General features: G+C 40.6%; 16 protein-coding genes and 1 CRISPR repeat array. Of the genes, 8 read left to right on the top strand and 8 right to left on the bottom strand.

From position 1 onward, the window contains the following. Positions 1–51 precede the first annotated feature (51 nt). Positions 52–516, top strand: coding sequence for a hypothetical protein (locus tag F3D3_RS21605; RefSeq protein WP_069876519.1), 465 nt, complete (start codon positions 52–54; stop codon positions 514–516). 36 nt (positions 517–552) lie between these two features. On the opposite strand, the gene F3D3_RS21600 is transcribed toward F3D3_RS21605, so the two are convergent. The 8 genes from F3D3_RS21600 to F3D3_RS21570 form a co-directional block, all read right to left on the bottom strand. Next, the gene (locus F3D3_RS21600) at positions 553–1371 is read right to left on the bottom strand and encodes a sugar nucleotide-binding protein (RefSeq protein WP_069876518.1); all 819 of its coding nucleotides are present in this window, start codon (positions 1369–1371) and stop codon (positions 553–555) included. Positions 1372–1454: 83 nt separating this feature from the next. Beyond that, entirely contained in the window at positions 1455–2291 is an 837-nt protein-coding gene (locus F3D3_RS21595) for a sugar phosphate isomerase/epimerase (protein ID WP_069876517.1), read from the bottom strand. A 72-nt stretch (positions 2292–2363) separates the two neighbouring features. Beyond that, complete coding sequence (locus F3D3_RS24960; RefSeq protein WP_255364412.1) at positions 2364–2489, bottom strand: hypothetical protein; 126 nt, start codon at positions 2487–2489, stop codon at positions 2364–2366. 13 nt (positions 2490–2502) lie between these two features. Continuing rightward, on the bottom strand, positions 2503–3765 hold the full coding sequence (locus F3D3_RS21590; protein ID WP_069876516.1) for an amidohydrolase family protein: 1263 nt from the start codon (positions 3763–3765) through the stop codon (positions 2503–2505). 17 nt (positions 3766–3782) lie between these two features. After that, positions 3783–5372: an ABC transporter substrate-binding protein gene (locus tag F3D3_RS21585; protein WP_069876515.1), complete on the bottom strand. Its 1590-nt coding sequence runs from the start codon at positions 5370–5372 to the stop codon at positions 3783–3785. Between the two features lie 22 nt (positions 5373–5394). Then, positions 5395–6411 (bottom strand): M42 family metallopeptidase, encoded by a 1017-nt coding sequence (locus tag F3D3_RS21580; RefSeq protein WP_069876514.1) that lies wholly within the window; start codon positions 6409–6411, stop codon positions 5395–5397. A 44-nt stretch (positions 6412–6455) separates the two neighbouring features. Further along, positions 6456–6752 (bottom strand): ferredoxin family protein, encoded by a 297-nt coding sequence (locus F3D3_RS21575; protein ID WP_084389230.1) that lies wholly within the window; start codon positions 6750–6752, stop codon positions 6456–6458. Beyond that, positions 6721–8661, bottom strand: a complete 1941-nt coding sequence (locus F3D3_RS21570) for an FAD-dependent oxidoreductase (RefSeq protein ID WP_084389229.1) — start codon at positions 8659–8661, stop codon at positions 6721–6723. Before F3D3_RS21570 ends, F3D3_RS21575 begins: the two co-directional genes overlap by 32 nt. A gap of 152 nt (positions 8662–8813) precedes the next feature. Between F3D3_RS21570 and F3D3_RS21565 the strand changes: the two genes are divergently transcribed. The 7 genes from F3D3_RS21565 to F3D3_RS21540 all read left to right on the top strand — a co-directional run. After that, on the top strand, positions 8814–9746 hold the full coding sequence (locus F3D3_RS21565) for an ABC transporter permease (protein ID WP_069876512.1): 933 nt from the start codon (positions 8814–8816) through the stop codon (positions 9744–9746). 9 nt (positions 9747–9755) lie between these two features. Continuing rightward, positions 9756–10622: an ABC transporter permease gene (locus F3D3_RS21560; protein WP_069876511.1), complete on the top strand. Its 867-nt coding sequence runs from the start codon at positions 9756–9758 to the stop codon at positions 10620–10622. 18 nt (positions 10623–10640) lie between these two features. Then, positions 10641–11627, top strand: coding sequence for an ABC transporter ATP-binding protein (locus F3D3_RS21555; RefSeq protein WP_069876510.1), 987 nt, complete (start codon positions 10641–10643; stop codon positions 11625–11627). Then, positions 11624–12574, top strand: a complete 951-nt coding sequence (locus F3D3_RS21550; protein WP_069876509.1) for an ABC transporter ATP-binding protein — start codon at positions 11624–11626, stop codon at positions 12572–12574. The genes F3D3_RS21555 and F3D3_RS21550 overlap by 4 nt, the downstream gene beginning before the upstream one ends. A 67-nt stretch (positions 12575–12641) precedes the next feature. Next, a complete protein-coding gene (locus tag F3D3_RS21545) occupies positions 12642–13307 on the top strand; it encodes a GntR family transcriptional regulator (RefSeq protein WP_069876508.1) in 666 nt (221 codons plus the stop codon). Positions 13308–13415: 108 nt separating this feature from the next. Continuing rightward, positions 13416–14360: a CRISPR direct-repeat array (repeat unit 30 nt; unit sequence ATTTCAATACATCAAATGTTAAGGTTCAAC). Between the two features lie 281 nt (positions 14361–14641). Then, the gene (locus F3D3_RS24325; RefSeq protein WP_175438246.1) at positions 14642–15163 is read left to right on the top strand and encodes a DUF6431 domain-containing protein; all 522 of its coding nucleotides are present in this window, start codon (positions 14642–14644) and stop codon (positions 15161–15163) included. A 63-nt stretch (positions 15164–15226) separates the two neighbouring features. Continuing rightward, on the top strand, positions 15227–16302 hold a 1076-nt coding region (locus F3D3_RS21540), incomplete at its 3' end, for a DDE-type integrase/transposase/recombinase (protein WP_069876546.1).

The raw sequence follows: 16302 nt of genomic DNA, 5'->3' as shown, positions 1-16302 counted from the left end.
TTAAACACATCTTTTTAGTATAATAGATTGACTACAAATCTCGGAGGCCCTATGGACAAATCGGATTCACAAGAGGACTATCAAGACGACCATCAAGACGACCATCAAGAGGATTATCAAATTCTCAAAGCACTTTTTTTCACCTTATCTATAGTTTTTATGTTGGATTGTTATGCCATTGCACAGCATTACTTTAATCTTTACAATCTCATTTATATGTTGATTGTTTATCCTGTGATGCTCTTTGTGGTTCTTGGTTTAAACAAAAGTGTAAATGATTTAGCAAACGATACGGAAAGATCGATAAAGTTAGAAAAAAGGTTTTTTGTATTTTTATCTCTCATCATGGCATTTGTGACCTCTTCAGGAGCGTTTTTAGAGTATTCTATGATCTCCCTTTTATCTGGACTTATACATTACAGCATGCACTACCTCGTAAAATTTTGTGTCTTTTATGCCATGATGCGACTTGCCTCAAAATCCTATAAAAAAAAGGACCCTAATGCTCATCATTGAGTATTGGGGTTCTCTTTACATGGATTCAATTATACATTAATTTTTAGAGTACTTCTTAATGACTCTTTTGATCTTATCGATCACATCGTCATTTGAATATTCAAAATCCACAAGTTCATGGCGCTGGGTTCCAAGTGCCAGATAATAAGGTTCTTTATGTTTTATACTGCCAATTTCTGTCAATGCATTTTTGCTTAAAAATTTACCATAAAAAGAGACGTGATCCATTGCATCTTTTGAGGTGAGATGAAAAATTCCTTTTAGATCAGATGTCAATATATGTTTAAACATATGGGCCAATTGCGTATCCCAAATGGATGTAAAAATTAAATTTTCATAGAGTTCTACGCTCTTTTCATTTTGAATCGCAGCGATAATGGCTTTAACTCTCGGCCCATTTTCGCCAAAGACCATGGGTAATCTCAAAATGATGGCATTTTGCTTTAGTCCCTCCATTAAAAGTTTCTCACAATCCATTTTAAAACGGCCATATGCCGATGTGGCATTGACCAAATCTGTTTCCATCTTTATAGAATCAGGGGCACCATCGAAAACGTTGGCTGTTGAAAAAAAGTAGACCTTAGCCTTTGCCTTAGTGGCATACTGGACTATTTCACGATGCGTCTCCATCTGTTTTTCAAAATCGCCTCTTGTGCATGAAATAACGGCACTGGGTTGTGTCGCCTCTAGTATAGGCAGTAAACGGTCCGATTCAAGATCAAATTTCAAGTGCTTCCACTTCGCCTCTGCTATAGGGTCTCTTGAAACCCCTATGATCTCATAATCCGCCTTAAGGCGTTTTATGATAGCACTTCCCACAAGCCCACTGTCACCAAGTACAAATAACTTCTCCATGTATGCCTCCCTGTCCATATGTTCACATTTATACATACTTACCCAATTTTAAGGCGTATCCATTCATCTGACTTAAAAAAAAGTTAGAATTGTTTCATATGACTTATCGCCTTTAGAATTTGGTTTTTATCAAATTCTTCTAGCAGGACGTTGATGGGAGATTTCTGTTTCTGCACCAACTCATATAATGCCTTGTACTTTAAAGCCCCATTCCCAGCACTGAGAAACTTTTTATGACCCTCTACATATTCAAAATCCTTTAAATGCAAGTCCAAAATATGCGTTTCAAATTGCGTTAGAAAGGCTTCAAAAAATTGTTCTTGTTTCATCGCAAGCTCTGTTGTCATCAAATTACAGGGATCAAAGATGAGCTTAAGTCTCGGTGATGCCACATCAGTGATCAGTCTTTGGGTCGTCTTGATATCATAGAGGATATGGTGATGTGCGGGTTCAACTGCAAAATCCACCCCTTTTTCTTCTGCGTATTCCACAATTTCAAGAACCTCTTTTAAAAAGGCCTTATAGCCGATGTCGTTGTGATCATCCAGATGAGGACTCCCGTCAGCGTTAAGGGTGAAACTCTCTGTTGCAACACATTCACAAGTCTTGCGATCCAGTGAAGCCACATCAATATAACCTTTTACGATGGCTTTAAACTGCGCACGTTTAGCAGCATCTGGGTGTGTCTGGTTTAAATAGCACCCCAGTACGTGTATCTGTTTTCCCGATTCTCTAAAGGCGCTCAATACCTCATTTTTGAAATGCCCTTCGATAAAGGCTTCATGAGAAGTCAAGTCTTTAAACAATTTTAAAGGGGCCAATTGAACCCCGTCTATATGATGCTCCACCAACTTGGCGATCAATTCATCCGTTTTTATATGCCCAAAATCATGCGCACGTGCACCATAGTATTTTATCATTCAAAATCTCCTCTTATCGTCTTTGGGTTTATTATACCAAATTGCATAGCGCATTTGCTCCACAATTCTTGCTTAAAAAAGATGATAAAAGGCGATAATTACAAGCATCACTACAATCCCCATACCCATGCCTTTAGCAAACATGATTAAAATCTTTATGATATTCTGTTTTTCTTCCGCTGTTCTTTTATAATGCATTCGAAAACCGCCTTCAAAAAAGTGGCTCAAAAAAAGCCACAGGTTCTTCTTTTGCAGATCTTAAAAGTATATCTAATTTTTTTCGGTCAAAGTACTGTCCTTTTTTCATAACACCTTCAATCTGACGCGTATTTGAAATCGCCGTTAGAGGATTTTCTCTGAGTAGTAATAAATCCGCATCATAACCCACTTGAATACCGCCTTTATGATCCGCTAGACCGATATATCGCGCGGGATTTACCGTAGCCATTTTTAAAACCTCATAAGGTGTTTGACCGTACAGCTCGACCAACTTTTCAAGCTCATCGTGAAGTGAGAATCCCGCAATAATTCCAGGATACATAGTATCACTCCCCGCCATGACCTTATCAGAATACTTCATAAACGTTTTACCGCGTTCGATAACGACATGGATATCTGGTTTCATCCCGCGCTTTTTATAGCCGCGGATGATCTCTTGATTTTTTGTCTCCCAGAACTGACGTATAACATCTGGAACGTATTCATAATATTTTAAGTCTTCAAGCTTTTTCCCCGCCCAGACATAATCCGGTAACGTCTCGCAAACCACTTGAGTGGGACAAAACCACATGCCTGCCTCAGCCAGATACTGAATAGACTGAGGCTCATTTGGCAAGCTACTGCTGTGCTCACAACAATGATAGCCCCAGTCACAAAGCATCTTACTATCAACAGTGTAGCTCATATGACCACAGACTTTGATGTCCATTTCATTTGCTTTTGCCATAAGGGCCTTTAGGTGCTCAGGTTTAATCGAAGGGTATGTTTTAACCCATCTATAACCTGCACTTACAGTATCTATTACGGCTTTTTCTGCCGATTCAATACTGTCGATATAGCGATATGCAGATTTCTTGTCAAGCGCATCACTCCCATCATAAATAGGACCCGAAGCATAGACACTTGGTCCAATGACGCAACCTGTTTCAATGGCTTTGGCATAAGACATTGCTTTATCGCCACCACTTAAATGTCGAATGCTCGTAATGCCGTTTGCGATAAACAAGTTGCACATTTCACTTGAATTGAGATGTGCATGTGCATCAAATAAAGAGGGCATCAGATAATAGCCTTTGCCCTCAATAATCTCGGCGCCCTCTGCCTTTATAGCCTGACCGATTTCAGCGATCAGCCCATCTTGAACGAGAACATCCATATTTGCTTCCATATTAGGTTCCATATTAGCTTCCATATTGGATTTAATATCAGCCCCATCACACATGGAAATGAGGCTGATATTTTTAAATAAATACATTTGATCTCCTATACTCACTATTTCAACCACTCAAAGTCATAAATTCTGATACGCCCTTCGAGTATAAAAGGATGGCATCTTAAGTCAATTTGATGCGCATATAGACCTATACTGTTGTAGAGTACCACGTACACGGCTTCATCCTGTACTTTGGTAAAGATTTCATTATACAACTTATAGCGTTTATCAGAATCAATTTCTTTAGCAGCAGTATCAAACAAAGTATCAATTTCTGGGTTCACATATCTAACGTTGTTAGCGGCACCCACATACTCTGATTTAAACGCCATGGCATACTGTTGAGTTGAACCTTCAAGACTCATCGACAGCATTGTGATCCCACACTCTCCATTCATTAATTTATCAAGATAAGCATTAAACTCTAAGATTTCAAGCGTTACATTAAGACCCACTGCTGCAAGATCACTTTGAATGACTTGCGCATGTGTGCTATAACTGTCTGCTACATACATGACCCCTAAATCATAAGGTGTTTTAATTCCAGCTTCTGAAAGCAACTGTTTTGCTTTTTCTGGATCGTACGTATACTGAAATTGATCTTCCGAATAACCAAAACGCATTGGACTTAAAATATTGGAATTTACTGTTCCAAAACCATCCATTGCAAGTTCTATCAAGTTATCACGATTGATGGCATAGGCAACTGCCTGTCTAAATTTCACTTCGCTGTAAGGGGATTTTTCATGATTTAATGAAATAAATCCAAACCGTGACATGGGCACACTTTCCACAACGATTTCGTCAATGCCCTCTAAATTGGCATAATTCGATTCAGAAATTGAAGCAAAATCGATTTCACCTGTTTGAAGTGCTATAGCCACTGTTGTGTCATCTGAAAGCACTTTAAATGTCACTTCTTTAATGCGAGCCACGCCCTCATAATAGCCTTCATATGCCTCGAGTACGATTCGGCTGCCCAGTTCATGTGAACTGACTTTATACGCCCCTGAACCTATGGGTTTGCTTGTAAAAGCATTTTCATCAACGGCATCGTGGTAAGCTTTTGAAGCGATATGAATGCCGATAATGTTTTCTAGAAAAGGTGAATACGGCTCTGCTGTTTTAAAGGCAATGGTGGTGGCATCAATCACTTCAATTTCCGAAAGCCCCTCTGCTAAAGCCCCTTGAAATTTAGAATTTTGATAGAGTTCTGCTGAAAATTTAACATCTTCAGCGGTTAACTTACTGCCATCGTGAAAAGTGACATCGTCTCTTAAATGAAAGGTATACACAAGGCCATCTTCACTAATTTCATAACTTTTAGCAATTCTTGGCACATATTCGCCATTGCCTTCATTTGAAAAATCCATCAATTTGTCGTAAATTTGATCAGTAACATCCATTTCCACAGTTGTGCTTATATCTGATGGGTGAAATGTAGTGACATCTGCTTTAATCGCCACAGTCAAAGTATCCTTAACCACAGCAGCGGTTGGTCCCGCATTGCTACTTTCTGGTTGTGCGCCTGGTACACTTGCTGATGCGCCATCAGCATCCGTCTTTACTTCTGCTTTTGTGCCCCCACATGCTGTCGTCATTGATAGAACCATCAACAACATTAGAATTAATGCTAAACTTCTTTTCATACTAAGCCCCCTTGCTCATCCTTTATTTATAAATTGTATCCTCGAACACAAACGGTTCCGTTACATAGTGCTTTACAAGATTAATCGCGTGTGTCACGTCCTCAAGCGATATAAGCGCACTCTGGCTGTGTGGATATCTCGTGACGATGGATATGCCAGCCACTCTTACCCCATAATTTGAACGGTTGATACTGGAAATATCCGTTCCACCGCGGTCCATTACATCCCTTTGATATTTGATTTCATGTTTTTCACAGCAATTTATCATTTGATTGAGTAGCGCCTCATCAATCATCGCCGAAGGATCACCAACCTTGATCGCAACACCTTCGCCCACTGCATTTGATCCAGAGAGATCACTCGGATAAATATGATCTGGTGTGATGTCTATGGCGATACCGATGTCTGGCTTTATGCGTTCGGCCGCTACTACTGCCCCTCTACAACCCACTTCTTCTTGAACTGTAAAGACAAAATAGAGATCGTTTTCAGTAGGTGCCTTAATCTGTTTGATCGCTTCAATGAGAATATAACAGCCCACCCGATCGTCTATGGATTTAGCACAGATCTTTTGGTCCTTCATTTCGTGATAAGGCCCCATAAAACCGCAATAATCGCCGATATTGACATATTTTAATGTTTCTTCTTTAGAGGTACAGCCGATATCAATGTAGAGCTTGGTCGTATCGTTTTTAGCATCCTCGATTTTACCCTCGCACCCCACAACGCCCACTGTGCCATTTTGAAATACAACCTTGTCGTTATAGACGGCCGATGCCCAAACCCATCCCACTGAATGGGCTTTGATTCTACCATCTGGTTCTATTTTAGTGACTTGTAGACCGATTTCATCCATATGTGCTGCAATCATAATTTTTTTACCACGACCATTGCCCTTTTTCACAGCGATTAAATTGCCAAGTGCATCCGAATAACATTGATCCACATCTGAAATAATTTCATTTTTGATAAAGTCATGTACTGCTTTCTCTCGTCCAGCCACGCCCCAGAGCTGCGTTAATTTTTTTAACAATGCCATAAAAAACACCTCCTTTATTTTACAGTATCTTATTTTAACTTATCTTATTTCAACGTATCCTTTGCAACCCATTTAGGTCGATTCATCAGCGGATGGGTTAACGTAATGGCATTTTTAGGGCACTCCATTGCACATGCACCGCAATACCAGCATTCATCTGGATAAGCCACTATAGGGATGCCACCTTGCTCAGATGATGGCATAAAAATATCAATCGGACAGCTGTCAACACATCTTAAGCAACCTATACAATCATCGTTTATGACAATTGGCTTAGCGGGTTCTACTTTTCTAAATTCAAATAAAGTACTAATTCGTCTCAACTCCTTTGATTGTTTCATTATAATGTGCATACTGTTTTTTCAAATCATCCCCTGCATAGTTCAAAGGGACATTTCGGTGAAGCACTTGATTGCCCTCTTTTCGAATGACGACAAACGCTTCTCGTACTGTTTCATCGCTATCGCTTCTAAAAAATTCAAGTTTTTCGCAGCTTTTCTTTCTCGCCAAAGAAGCTTCAATTACCATCTGCGAAACCGTTAAAATATTATACACTTCTAAAAGACGCATGAGTTCATGTGGATTCGATGCCACTGCCATCGGTAAACAAGTGCTCTCATAGTCTTTTAGAACTGCCAAACCTGCTTTTAGCAAAGATTCTTCCTTGATTTCTCCACAATAAAGCTGCATGGTCTTAGAAATCCCGTGATTCAACTCTTTCCAAGACATTCCTTGATCATAAGCTCTATAAAGGGGTGCATAGAGGCGTTCTCTTTCTTCCGAAATTTTGTCCACATCGCGTTCTGGTGGATATAACTTTCTATTTTTTGCCCCATCTGCTGCATGTCGCCCTGCATAGCTGCCCGTTGCCGCCGCATGACCATAACAGTTCGATGCAAAGAGTGCATCCCCAGCCGCATAAAGTCCCTCTATGTTCGTTTCAAGATGCCAATCATTCATGAACCCACCAGGGAGCCCAAAGAGTTGCCTTTCTTGAGGTAAAAATGCTGCACTCTGCCAACCGACACCGTAGCATTGTAAGACGTGCTTTTTAGGATCAAATCCAGCCCTTCTGTGATTCTCTAATACAGGAATTTTCGTCTTGCCTTCTTCGCCCACCATCATGCCCCAGATGACATCGCGTTCAAGTTGAGGCATCTCCGTCAAATCCGCATAAAAAGGCAATTTATACCCTTTCTTGCTCAAGATTTCATAAGGCATGGTCTCTGGCCCGTCGTACTTGTATTTTGCCTGTTCGATGTTACCGCCTTTGAGAAAATAGGCTTGATCCGCTGAGGGTCTTACCCGTTCATCAAAGGTCTTTAAAATATTGCCGTCTCGATCTTGATAGGGAACCTCTTGCCCACTGGCATCTATTATAGAAGCCGGATACCAAGTGTTGTGGTTATTGCCAGTACTATACGGTGGAAATGATCTTCCAGAAGATGAAAATTGCGCTCTAACCGATTTTTCCATCATATTAAATTCTGCACCAATACGCCAGCCCATTGCGTGTCCATCTCCGATACATGACATCGGTCTAAATTCACAAATTCCAGGGTATGCTGCAGAAAACAACCAAATCCTTGCAGGTCTTGACATCGCCATGATCACCGATTTGGCTGAAAAAACTTGAAAAGCACCTGTTCGCGTTTGGATGCCTATGGCACCTGTACACAGGGTCTTGTTGCCCTGCTCACTGTGTTGTGATCGCAAGGCCGTAATCATAGTATGTTCTACGATCGTTACGCCCAGTTCTTTAAGCCTTTTAACCATTGCGGGTTTAAAAGTCGTGCCCCAAATTCTAAGTGTAATTTTACTCTCATAATCATAGGCATAAAGGAGCTTCGTCGCTTCATCTCTAAAGGCTGCACCCTTAAACTGGTCCACATCATCTCTGATCTTGCCGCCTATCTTTTCGATTTCTGAAAGTCTATCCCAACCCTCTCTCGCTTCAATATAATGAGAAATGGCATTGTTATAGCCATCATTATCATCGAGCATCGCATGGGTTAATTCTTCTGGCGTCACAGTGGAACCTGGATTGGTTGCAGCGTTCTCCCAATGATCACAACCCGATCCGCCTGCACCACTTCGCTTAATGCCTGCCTTTTCAACAATGGTGACTTTGCACCCCTTCTCCGCAGCTGCTATAGCCGCCATGCACCCTGCAATACCACCACCAAGCACTAGGACATCGCTTTCATAATAATACGTTTGGTCTACTTCTGATTTGTAATGCCATTTCATTAGATTCACTTAGCTTCCTTTCTCGGTTAGTATTTATGGACACATATTATCAGAATATTCTCAATGTTGCAACTTATATTTTGCAAAATCTATTGATGCGGTTAAAAATTTGTGCTAAGCTTATAAAAAATTCAGTGATTGGGGGGAAATAAATGTTCAAATATGTCACACAGCGTCTCTTATTAACCATCCCTGTTCTAATTGGGGCTGTTTTTCTAGTCTTTGCAATCATGTCACTAACGCCTGGAGATCCCGGTACATTGATCCTCGGCATGACGGCAGATAAGCAAGATATCGCACGTCTCAATATGGAACTGGGCTATGATCAACCTTTTTTAATGCGCTTTTTTAATTATGTCAAAGATATCGTACTCCATTTCGATTTTGGCATCTCTTACAGAACCCAGACTCCTGTCTTTGTGGAAATCCTATCTCGTTTTCCACATACTGTGAAACTGGCTGTTTTCTCGATTATCTTGAGTTCCATTTTTGGAATCACTTTAGGGATTATTTCAGCGGTTAAACAGTATTCTTACGTCGACAGCTTTTTTACCATTTTAGCCATGTTTTTTGCGGCAATCCCTGGATTTTGGTTCGGCCTTATGCTCATGCTCTTATTCTCTTTAAAGCTTGGATGGTTGCCTTCAAATGGCGTCGATACTTGGAAACACTTTATTTTGCCGACGATCACACTGTCGGTGGGCAGTGCCGCTGGACTCTTAAGACTTACTCGCTCTACCATGCTTGAAACCATAAGACAAGACTACATTCGTACAGCCCGTGCAAAAGGGGCCTCAGAACAGAGCATCATCATCAACCATGCACTTAAAAACGCACTCTTACCCGTTATTACTTCACTTGGCATGAATTTTGGTGCTTCACTCGGTGGTGCGATCATCATAGAATCTGTGTTCGGTATGCCTGGCCTCGGCACACATATCGTCACAGCCATAAGACAAAAAGATGTGCCTGTCGTTCTGGCAAGTACACTTTTACTTGCTTTCCTTTTCTCAATGATTATGCTGATCATCGATTTACTCTATGCTTTTATCGATCCGAGAATAAAATCTAAATATGCCAAATAGGAGGTCACTTTGAAACTAAAACTACTTCGCGATAATCATCCGCTTCATGAAATTTGGCGGCGATTCAAAAAAAATAAAGCGGCTATGTTAGGCCTAGGACTTCTTATGATCATCCTCTTTCTGGCCATCTTTGCCGATTTACTCATGCCTTATGAAAAAGCAATCACACAAGTCGGTGCAAATCGTCTTTTGACACCGAGCTTTGAACACCCTTTTGGGACGGATCACTTAGGGCGAGATTTTGCAGCACGTGTCATCCACGGATCCAGATATTCGTTACTCATAGGGATTTCCACGAGTTTTATCTCCTTAATCATAGGCGGATTACTCGGCGCATTTTGCGGTTACTATGGCGGTCGGTTTGACAATATCGTCATGCGACTGATGGATGTCATCATGTCGGTCCCCCCAGTGCTTTTGTCTCTGGCCGTCGTAGCCGCTTTGGGCGCGAATTTACGCAATCTTTTAATCGCCATTACCGTCTCTTGCATCCCCAGTACGGTTAGACTCGTGCGCTCGGTGGTGATCTCTGTGGCGGATCAAGACTACATCGAAGCTGCTCTTTCTTATAATGCATCCGATTTTAGAATTATACTCAAATACATCTTGCCAAACGCTATGGGCCCGATCATCGTAAACACCACGATGAGCATTGCCGTCATGATTTTATCTGCGGCGGGATTGTCCTTTATCGGTATGGGTGTTCAACCCCCTGCGCCTGAATGGGGTGCATTGCTTTCAGAAGCGAGACAATATATGTTTAAAGCCCCTTATCTACTCTATTTTCCTGGCATCATGATTCTCATCGCGGCATTGTCTTTTAACCTTGTGGGCGATGGTCTACGGGATGCACTTGATCCTAAACTTAAAAATTAACTGGAAAGGGGGATTATTTTGAAAACACCACTCTTAAGAATTGAAGATTTAACCGTGATCTATCAAACAGATTTAGAAACCGTACATGCGGTCAACAACATTTCATTAACGCTCAACAAGGGCGAAACCCTTGGCATTGTAGGCGAAACAGGTGCCGGAAAAACAACAACGGCTTTATCCATTATGCGGTTATTACCCGATCGCACAGGGCGCATCAGCGCTGGCTCGGTATACTTTGAAGAGAAAAATCTACTCGATTTATCCGAGAAAGAAATGCGCACGATTCGGGGCGAAAACATCTCCATGATTTTTCAAGACCCCATGACTGCGCTCAACCCAGTCATTCCAGTTGGCAAACAAATCGCCGAAGCCCTAATTCTGCACAACAATGATCATTTAACACGCGATCAAATCGAAGATCAAGTAAATCAAAGTTTAGAGCTTGTGGGGATTCCCGCTTTTAGAAAAAAAGATTACCCCCATCAATTCTCAGGCGGTATGAAACAACGTGTGGTGATTGCCATAGCACTGGCATGTCGGCCTAAGCTCATCATTGCAGATGAACCCACCACCGCGCTAGATGTAACGATTCAAGCCCAAGTACTACAGATGATTAAAGAATTGAAGTTATCCCTCAATACAGCCATGATCATGATTACGCATGACCTTGGCGTAGTGGCACAAACATGTGATTATGTGGCGGTTATGTATGCAGGTGAAATCATCGAATACGGTTTAATGGAAGCTATTTTCGACGATCCTGAACATCACCCTTACACGGTGGGCCTCTTTGGTGCAATTCCCAGCTTAGTGAGTGAGTGTGAACGTCTCTATACGATCGAGGGCCTCATGCCCGATCCCACTCAATTACCAGAAGGCTGTAAATTTAAACCCAGATGCCCCCATGCCATGACTATTTGTGATCAAAATCCGCCTTTGATTAAGATGAGCGAGACACATGAGATCAAATGTCATTTATTCAACCAAAAGAAGGTGTCCTTATGAATGAAAATCTGATTGAAATTAGACATTTGAAAAAATATTTTCCTGTAAAAGAAGGACATCTTCACGCAATCGATGATGTAAGCCTCCACATTCCAAAAGGTGAAACGCTTGGCGTCGTCGGCGAATCTGGCTGCGGCAAGAGTACTTTAGGGCGTACAATTTTAAGGCTTATAGAGCCCACTTCTGGACAAGTCCTCTATGATGGGGTGGATTTGACAACTTTAAGCGGCGCAGAACTGTCCAAGGTTCGAAAAGATATGCAGATCATCTTTCAAGATCCTTATGCCTCACTTAATCCACGGATGACGGTACGTGATCTGATTGCCGAACCCCTGCTCATCAACAAGGTCTTTAAAAGCAAAGCTTTGGTCTATCAAGAAGTGGATGAGCTGATGGCCACTGTTGGGCTCTCTAAAAGACTTGCAAGCGCTTATCCTCACGAACTCGACGGCGGCAGAAGACAACGGATCGGCATAGCGCGGGCGATTTCCATGAAACCCAAATTCATCGTCTGTGACGAGCCCGTTTCCGCTCTGGATGTCAGTATTCAGGCGCAAATTTTAAATCTTTTAATGGATCTTCAAAAAGATTTGGGTTTAACTTATATGTTCATCACACATGATCTCAGTGTGGTAAGGCATATTTCAACGCACATCGCTGTTATGTATCTTGGGCAATGTGTGGAATTATGCCCTTCAAAAGAACTTTTTAAAAACCCACTTCATCCCTATACGAAAGCCCTACTCACGGCAATTCCCGTGCCGAGTTCTGAGATGCGCCACAAGAAAATCGAGGTGGTGAAAGGTGAAGTCTTTAGTCCCATTAACCCCGCACCAGGTTGTCGTTTTTCCGCAAGGTGCACCGAGCATAAAGAGAGTTGCAAAGGGTATTGTTCTGATCTCGTGGAAGTGGAACCTGGACACTTTGTGGCTTGTCCAAATATTTGATCCGTCCAAGTTGCCTAATGCTTCACGACATGTTAAAGTATAATTGAGAAACTCTAGGAGGTTAGTTATGTCTTTGGCGATTAATAAGATGACATTATCTGAGCAGATTTACCATGTTTTAAGGGAAGATATATTAAATCAAGAAATAAGATGTGGTGAAAAATTGACCTTGCAATCTTTAAAAGAACGCTTTCAGGTGAGTCATACACCCATAAGAGAGGCTCTTACAAGGCTTGCCGAAGATAATCTGATCACCTACTATTCTAATGTAGGGGTCACAGTGGTCACTTTAAACGATCAAGATATCAGAGAAATCTTTGAATTTAATGGTGATTTGGATTGTCTTGCACTACAGTATGCCATGCACAATGCACATAAAACTGAGTTTTTAGCTGAGTTAGATGAGATTGTTAAAACTTCTTCTGCGCACCTTGAAAAGAATGACCTTCTGCAGTGGTCTGAGTTTTCAGATGCCTTTCACTTGGTCTTTTACAAATACGCAAATAATTCGCGCCTTGAAATCGCAGCCAAAAAACTGCGTGCACAGACGACGCTCCTCTATAATTTATATCACTTCGAATCTCAAAATGCGAAGCTCATTCAAGAGGATCACATCCGAATCAACGAAGCGCTTCAAAAAAGTCAAATCGAAAAAGCCAAAACCTTTTTCAAAGAGCATCTCAATCGAGATATGATGCTTGCTCTGAGCACTTCGGATAAGATTAGGTACTGATGGATTCAACTATGTATAATGTATGGAGATGGCTGATTGAGCCATCTTTTTTTTATTGTAAAAAGAAAACCACCGGTTCTAAAGAGCTTTAGCTTTGGGATGGCTCAGATTTCAATACATCAAATGTTAAGGTTCAACAAAGTTAATAAATCCTATTCTAATTTATTAGCATCATTTCAATACATCAAATGTTAAGGTTCAACGTAAATAATATTAAAGAAAAAAAGAACAGTGCATCATTTCAATACATCAAATGTTAAGGTTCAACAAACTCCCCTCTGGCCACTATATTTGAAATTATATATTTCAATACATCAAATGTTAAGGTTCAACAAGTCGAGAAAAGTATATTAAGCCAACAATAACGTAATTTCAATACATCAAATGTTAAGGTTCAACCTGATTGGTTTGGATGCAAGTGCATGTGCTTCTGTATTTCAATACATCAAATGTTAAGGTTCAACATGATCATTAAAAATGTGAAGCACATCATGATAGATTTCAATACATCAAATGTTAAGGTTCAACAATCAAGTTCAAGAGATATTCTAGTCATGCAAAATTATTTCAATACATCAAATGTTAAGGTTCAACAAAGATAACGCACCTTATTACACAGTAGAGCTCGGTAATTTCAATACATCAAATGTTAAGGTTCAACACTGACTGTCAATGCAATTAAAAGCCATTTGATCATTTCAATACATCAAATGTTAAGGTTCAACGAAAATGTATCGGTTTGGCTTCCTGAAATTATAGAATTTCAATACATCAAATGTTAAGGTTCAACGGAAATCCTTTGTTTACAGTTACTTATTTACCCGTATTTCAATACATCAAATGTTAAGGTTCAACAACTGTGAAAGAGCTCGACAAAAGAACATTGCCTGTATTTCAATACATCAAATGTTAAGGTTCAACAACTGTGAAAGAGCTCGACAAAAGAACATTGCCTGTATTTCAATACATCAAATGTTAAGGTTCAACTAAAAAGCAAACACAAAATTGGCATGGCTTGCGACAATTTCAATACATCAAATGTTAAGGTTCAACAGCATCAAAAGCGGATAAGGTACAAGGCGCACCAGTATTTCAATACATTGTAATCCAGCACATTATCTGCTTTTGAATAACCCCATATCAGTCAAAATAAAAGAAGTTAGTAGACATTTTAATCTGTTGCATGATGCATCAAATTATTTTATTCGCTAACTTCTTATGTTATCATGAATACATTAAGTTTCATTCATACAACAGAAGTCTCCCCGACCAAAGTTTGACTTCTGCTGAAACTCATTACAGAGAGGAGATAGACCTCGTCTATAACAATTCATATGATAACGATTTTAACGGATAATTGCAATCCTATTTCTCAAATTTTATACGATAATGTCCTAAATAATCTTCAGAATCATCAGTTGGGATGTATTTGTGGCCATTCGGGATGCATGTCTATTCATGGTTACTATAACCGTGATATTAAGTATGAAGATGCTTCAGTAACCTTACGCATCAGACGTGTCATCTGTTCATTTTGTAAAACAACTCATGCCATTCTATTAGCCTCCATAGTCCCTTATTCTCAGATCTCTCTCCATGACCAAGTTCGTATTATAAACTGCCATAAACGCTCTGATGACTTTACGCCTATCATGGAAGACACGCCCTCTATCGATGAGAGCAATATTCGGTATGTTATTAAACAATATCTCTGTCATTGGTTAAACCGCCTCCTTGCTGCTTCTTTACCTCTTTGCCCTTCAAACAATTTAGTAAAGCGCTCTTTTTCAAACTTCAATCGCCAGTTTATGCAGATTAAACGAACGCCTAATCTCCTTTTTCTAAAACCCACATAACCTAACACGACCAACTTTATATTTGCTCCTATAATGAAGATAATTCTAAAGGAGGAACATACTATGACTCACGATCAAACTCATGCAATCGCTTTGATGCGCTATTCTATCATCGCTCCACTTATTTCTGGTCTATCTGATCAATACGAATCTAAGGAGGCTTTCTTTCGTGATGCCTCAAGTAAAGGTGTCAGTACCCCAAAGGGCACCATTAAGCATTTTGCACCCGCTTCCATTAAACATTGGTATAACAGTTATCAACGTGGCGGTTTCGACGCACTACTACCTGCCTCTAGATCGGATACGGGAAAGTCTCGCAAACTTGATGATGAGCTTCAAGAACAGATTAAATACCTTAAATCCAACTACCCGCGTATGTCTTCTGCTGCAATTTTCAGGCAGCTTCGAGAAACTGGGAGTATAAAACCCTCTGAATTATCAGAATCAACGGTCAATCGCTTTATAAAGCACCTTGCGATCCATCAAAAGACCACTACCAATCAAGACATGCGACGTTATGAACGCCCTCATATCAATGAAGTTTGGTGTGGGGATACCAGTGTGGGACCTTATCTTAAAACGCAAGACGGTAAGAAACACAAAGTGTTCATTATTGCCCTTATTGATGATGCTAGCCGTTTCATTGTCGGCATCGATGTCTTTTTTAACGATAATTTTGTGAACCTTATGTCGGTGATGAAGTCTGCTGTTGCCAAATATGGTCGCCCACAGATGTACAATTTTGACAATGGTAGCTCCTTTAAGAATAAACAAATGGAACTGTTGGCAGCGCGCACTGGCTCAGTGCTCCATTACGACAGGCCTTACACGCCAACWCAAAAAGCAAAAATCGAACGYTGGTTTCGCACCATGAAAGATCAATGGCTTGCRGCTCTGGATATTCGRGATTTTCATTCCCTTGATGAGTTGCGTGGTAATCTTTTAGCTTACGTCCAAAGGTATAATCAGTCACCACACGCCTCACTTAAAGGGTCTTCTCCACAGGATCGCTTCTTTTCAGAACCCGAACGCATCAGGCGTCTTACTGATGAGGAGATTCAAAAACACTTCCTCCTTGAAATTGAAAGGCGCGTTTCCATCGATTGTGTCATCACCATCGATCAGATTGAGTATGAAGT

Source organism: Fusibacter sp. 3D3 (genome assembly GCF_001748365.1).
In the GTDB taxonomy this organism is placed as follows: Bacteria; Bacillota; Clostridia; order Peptostreptococcales; family Acidaminobacteraceae; genus Fusibacter_A.
Note: the sequence above shows the minus strand (reverse complement) of the source record. Positions and strands in the feature narration are given on the sequence as shown.

Coding starts and splice junctions, on each gene's coding strand:
- F3D3_RS21575 (WP_084389230.1), bottom strand. CDS start 6,752: ATGAAACAATCAAAGGAGTTGAGACGAATTAGTACTTTATTTGAATTT.
- F3D3_RS21585 (WP_069876515.1), bottom strand. CDS start 5,372: ATGAAAAGAAGTTTAGCATTAATTCTAATGTTGTTGATGGTTCTATCA.
- F3D3_RS24960 (WP_255364412.1), bottom strand. CDS start 2,489: ATGCATTATAAAAGAACAGCGGAAGAAAAACAGAATATCATAAAGATT.
- F3D3_RS24325 (WP_175438246.1), top strand. CDS start 14,642: ATGATAACGATTTTAACGGATAATTGCAATCCTATTTCTCAAATTTTA.
- F3D3_RS21565 (WP_069876512.1), top strand. CDS start 8,814: ATGTTCAAATATGTCACACAGCGTCTCTTATTAACCATCCCTGTTCTA.
- F3D3_RS21600 (WP_069876518.1), bottom strand. CDS start 1,371: ATGGAGAAGTTATTTGTACTTGGTGACAGTGGGCTTGTGGGAAGTGCT.
- F3D3_RS21550 (WP_069876509.1), top strand. CDS start 11,624: ATGAATGAAAATCTGATTGAAATTAGACATTTGAAAAAATATTTTCCT.
- F3D3_RS21545 (WP_069876508.1), top strand. CDS start 12,642: ATGTCTTTGGCGATTAATAAGATGACATTATCTGAGCAGATTTACCAT.
- F3D3_RS21605 (WP_069876519.1), top strand. CDS start 52: ATGGACAAATCGGATTCACAAGAGGACTATCAAGACGACCATCAAGAC.
- F3D3_RS21570 (WP_084389229.1), bottom strand. CDS start 8,661: ATGAAATGGCATTACAAATCAGAAGTAGACCAAACGTATTATTATGAA.
- F3D3_RS21590 (WP_069876516.1), bottom strand. CDS start 3,765: ATGTATTTATTTAAAAATATCAGCCTCATTTCCATGTGTGATGGGGCT.
- F3D3_RS21580 (WP_069876514.1), bottom strand. CDS start 6,411: ATGGCATTGTTAAAAAAATTAACGCAGCTCTGGGGCGTGGCTGGACGA.
- F3D3_RS21595 (WP_069876517.1), bottom strand. CDS start 2,291: ATGATAAAATACTATGGTGCACGTGCGCATGATTTTGGGCATATAAAA.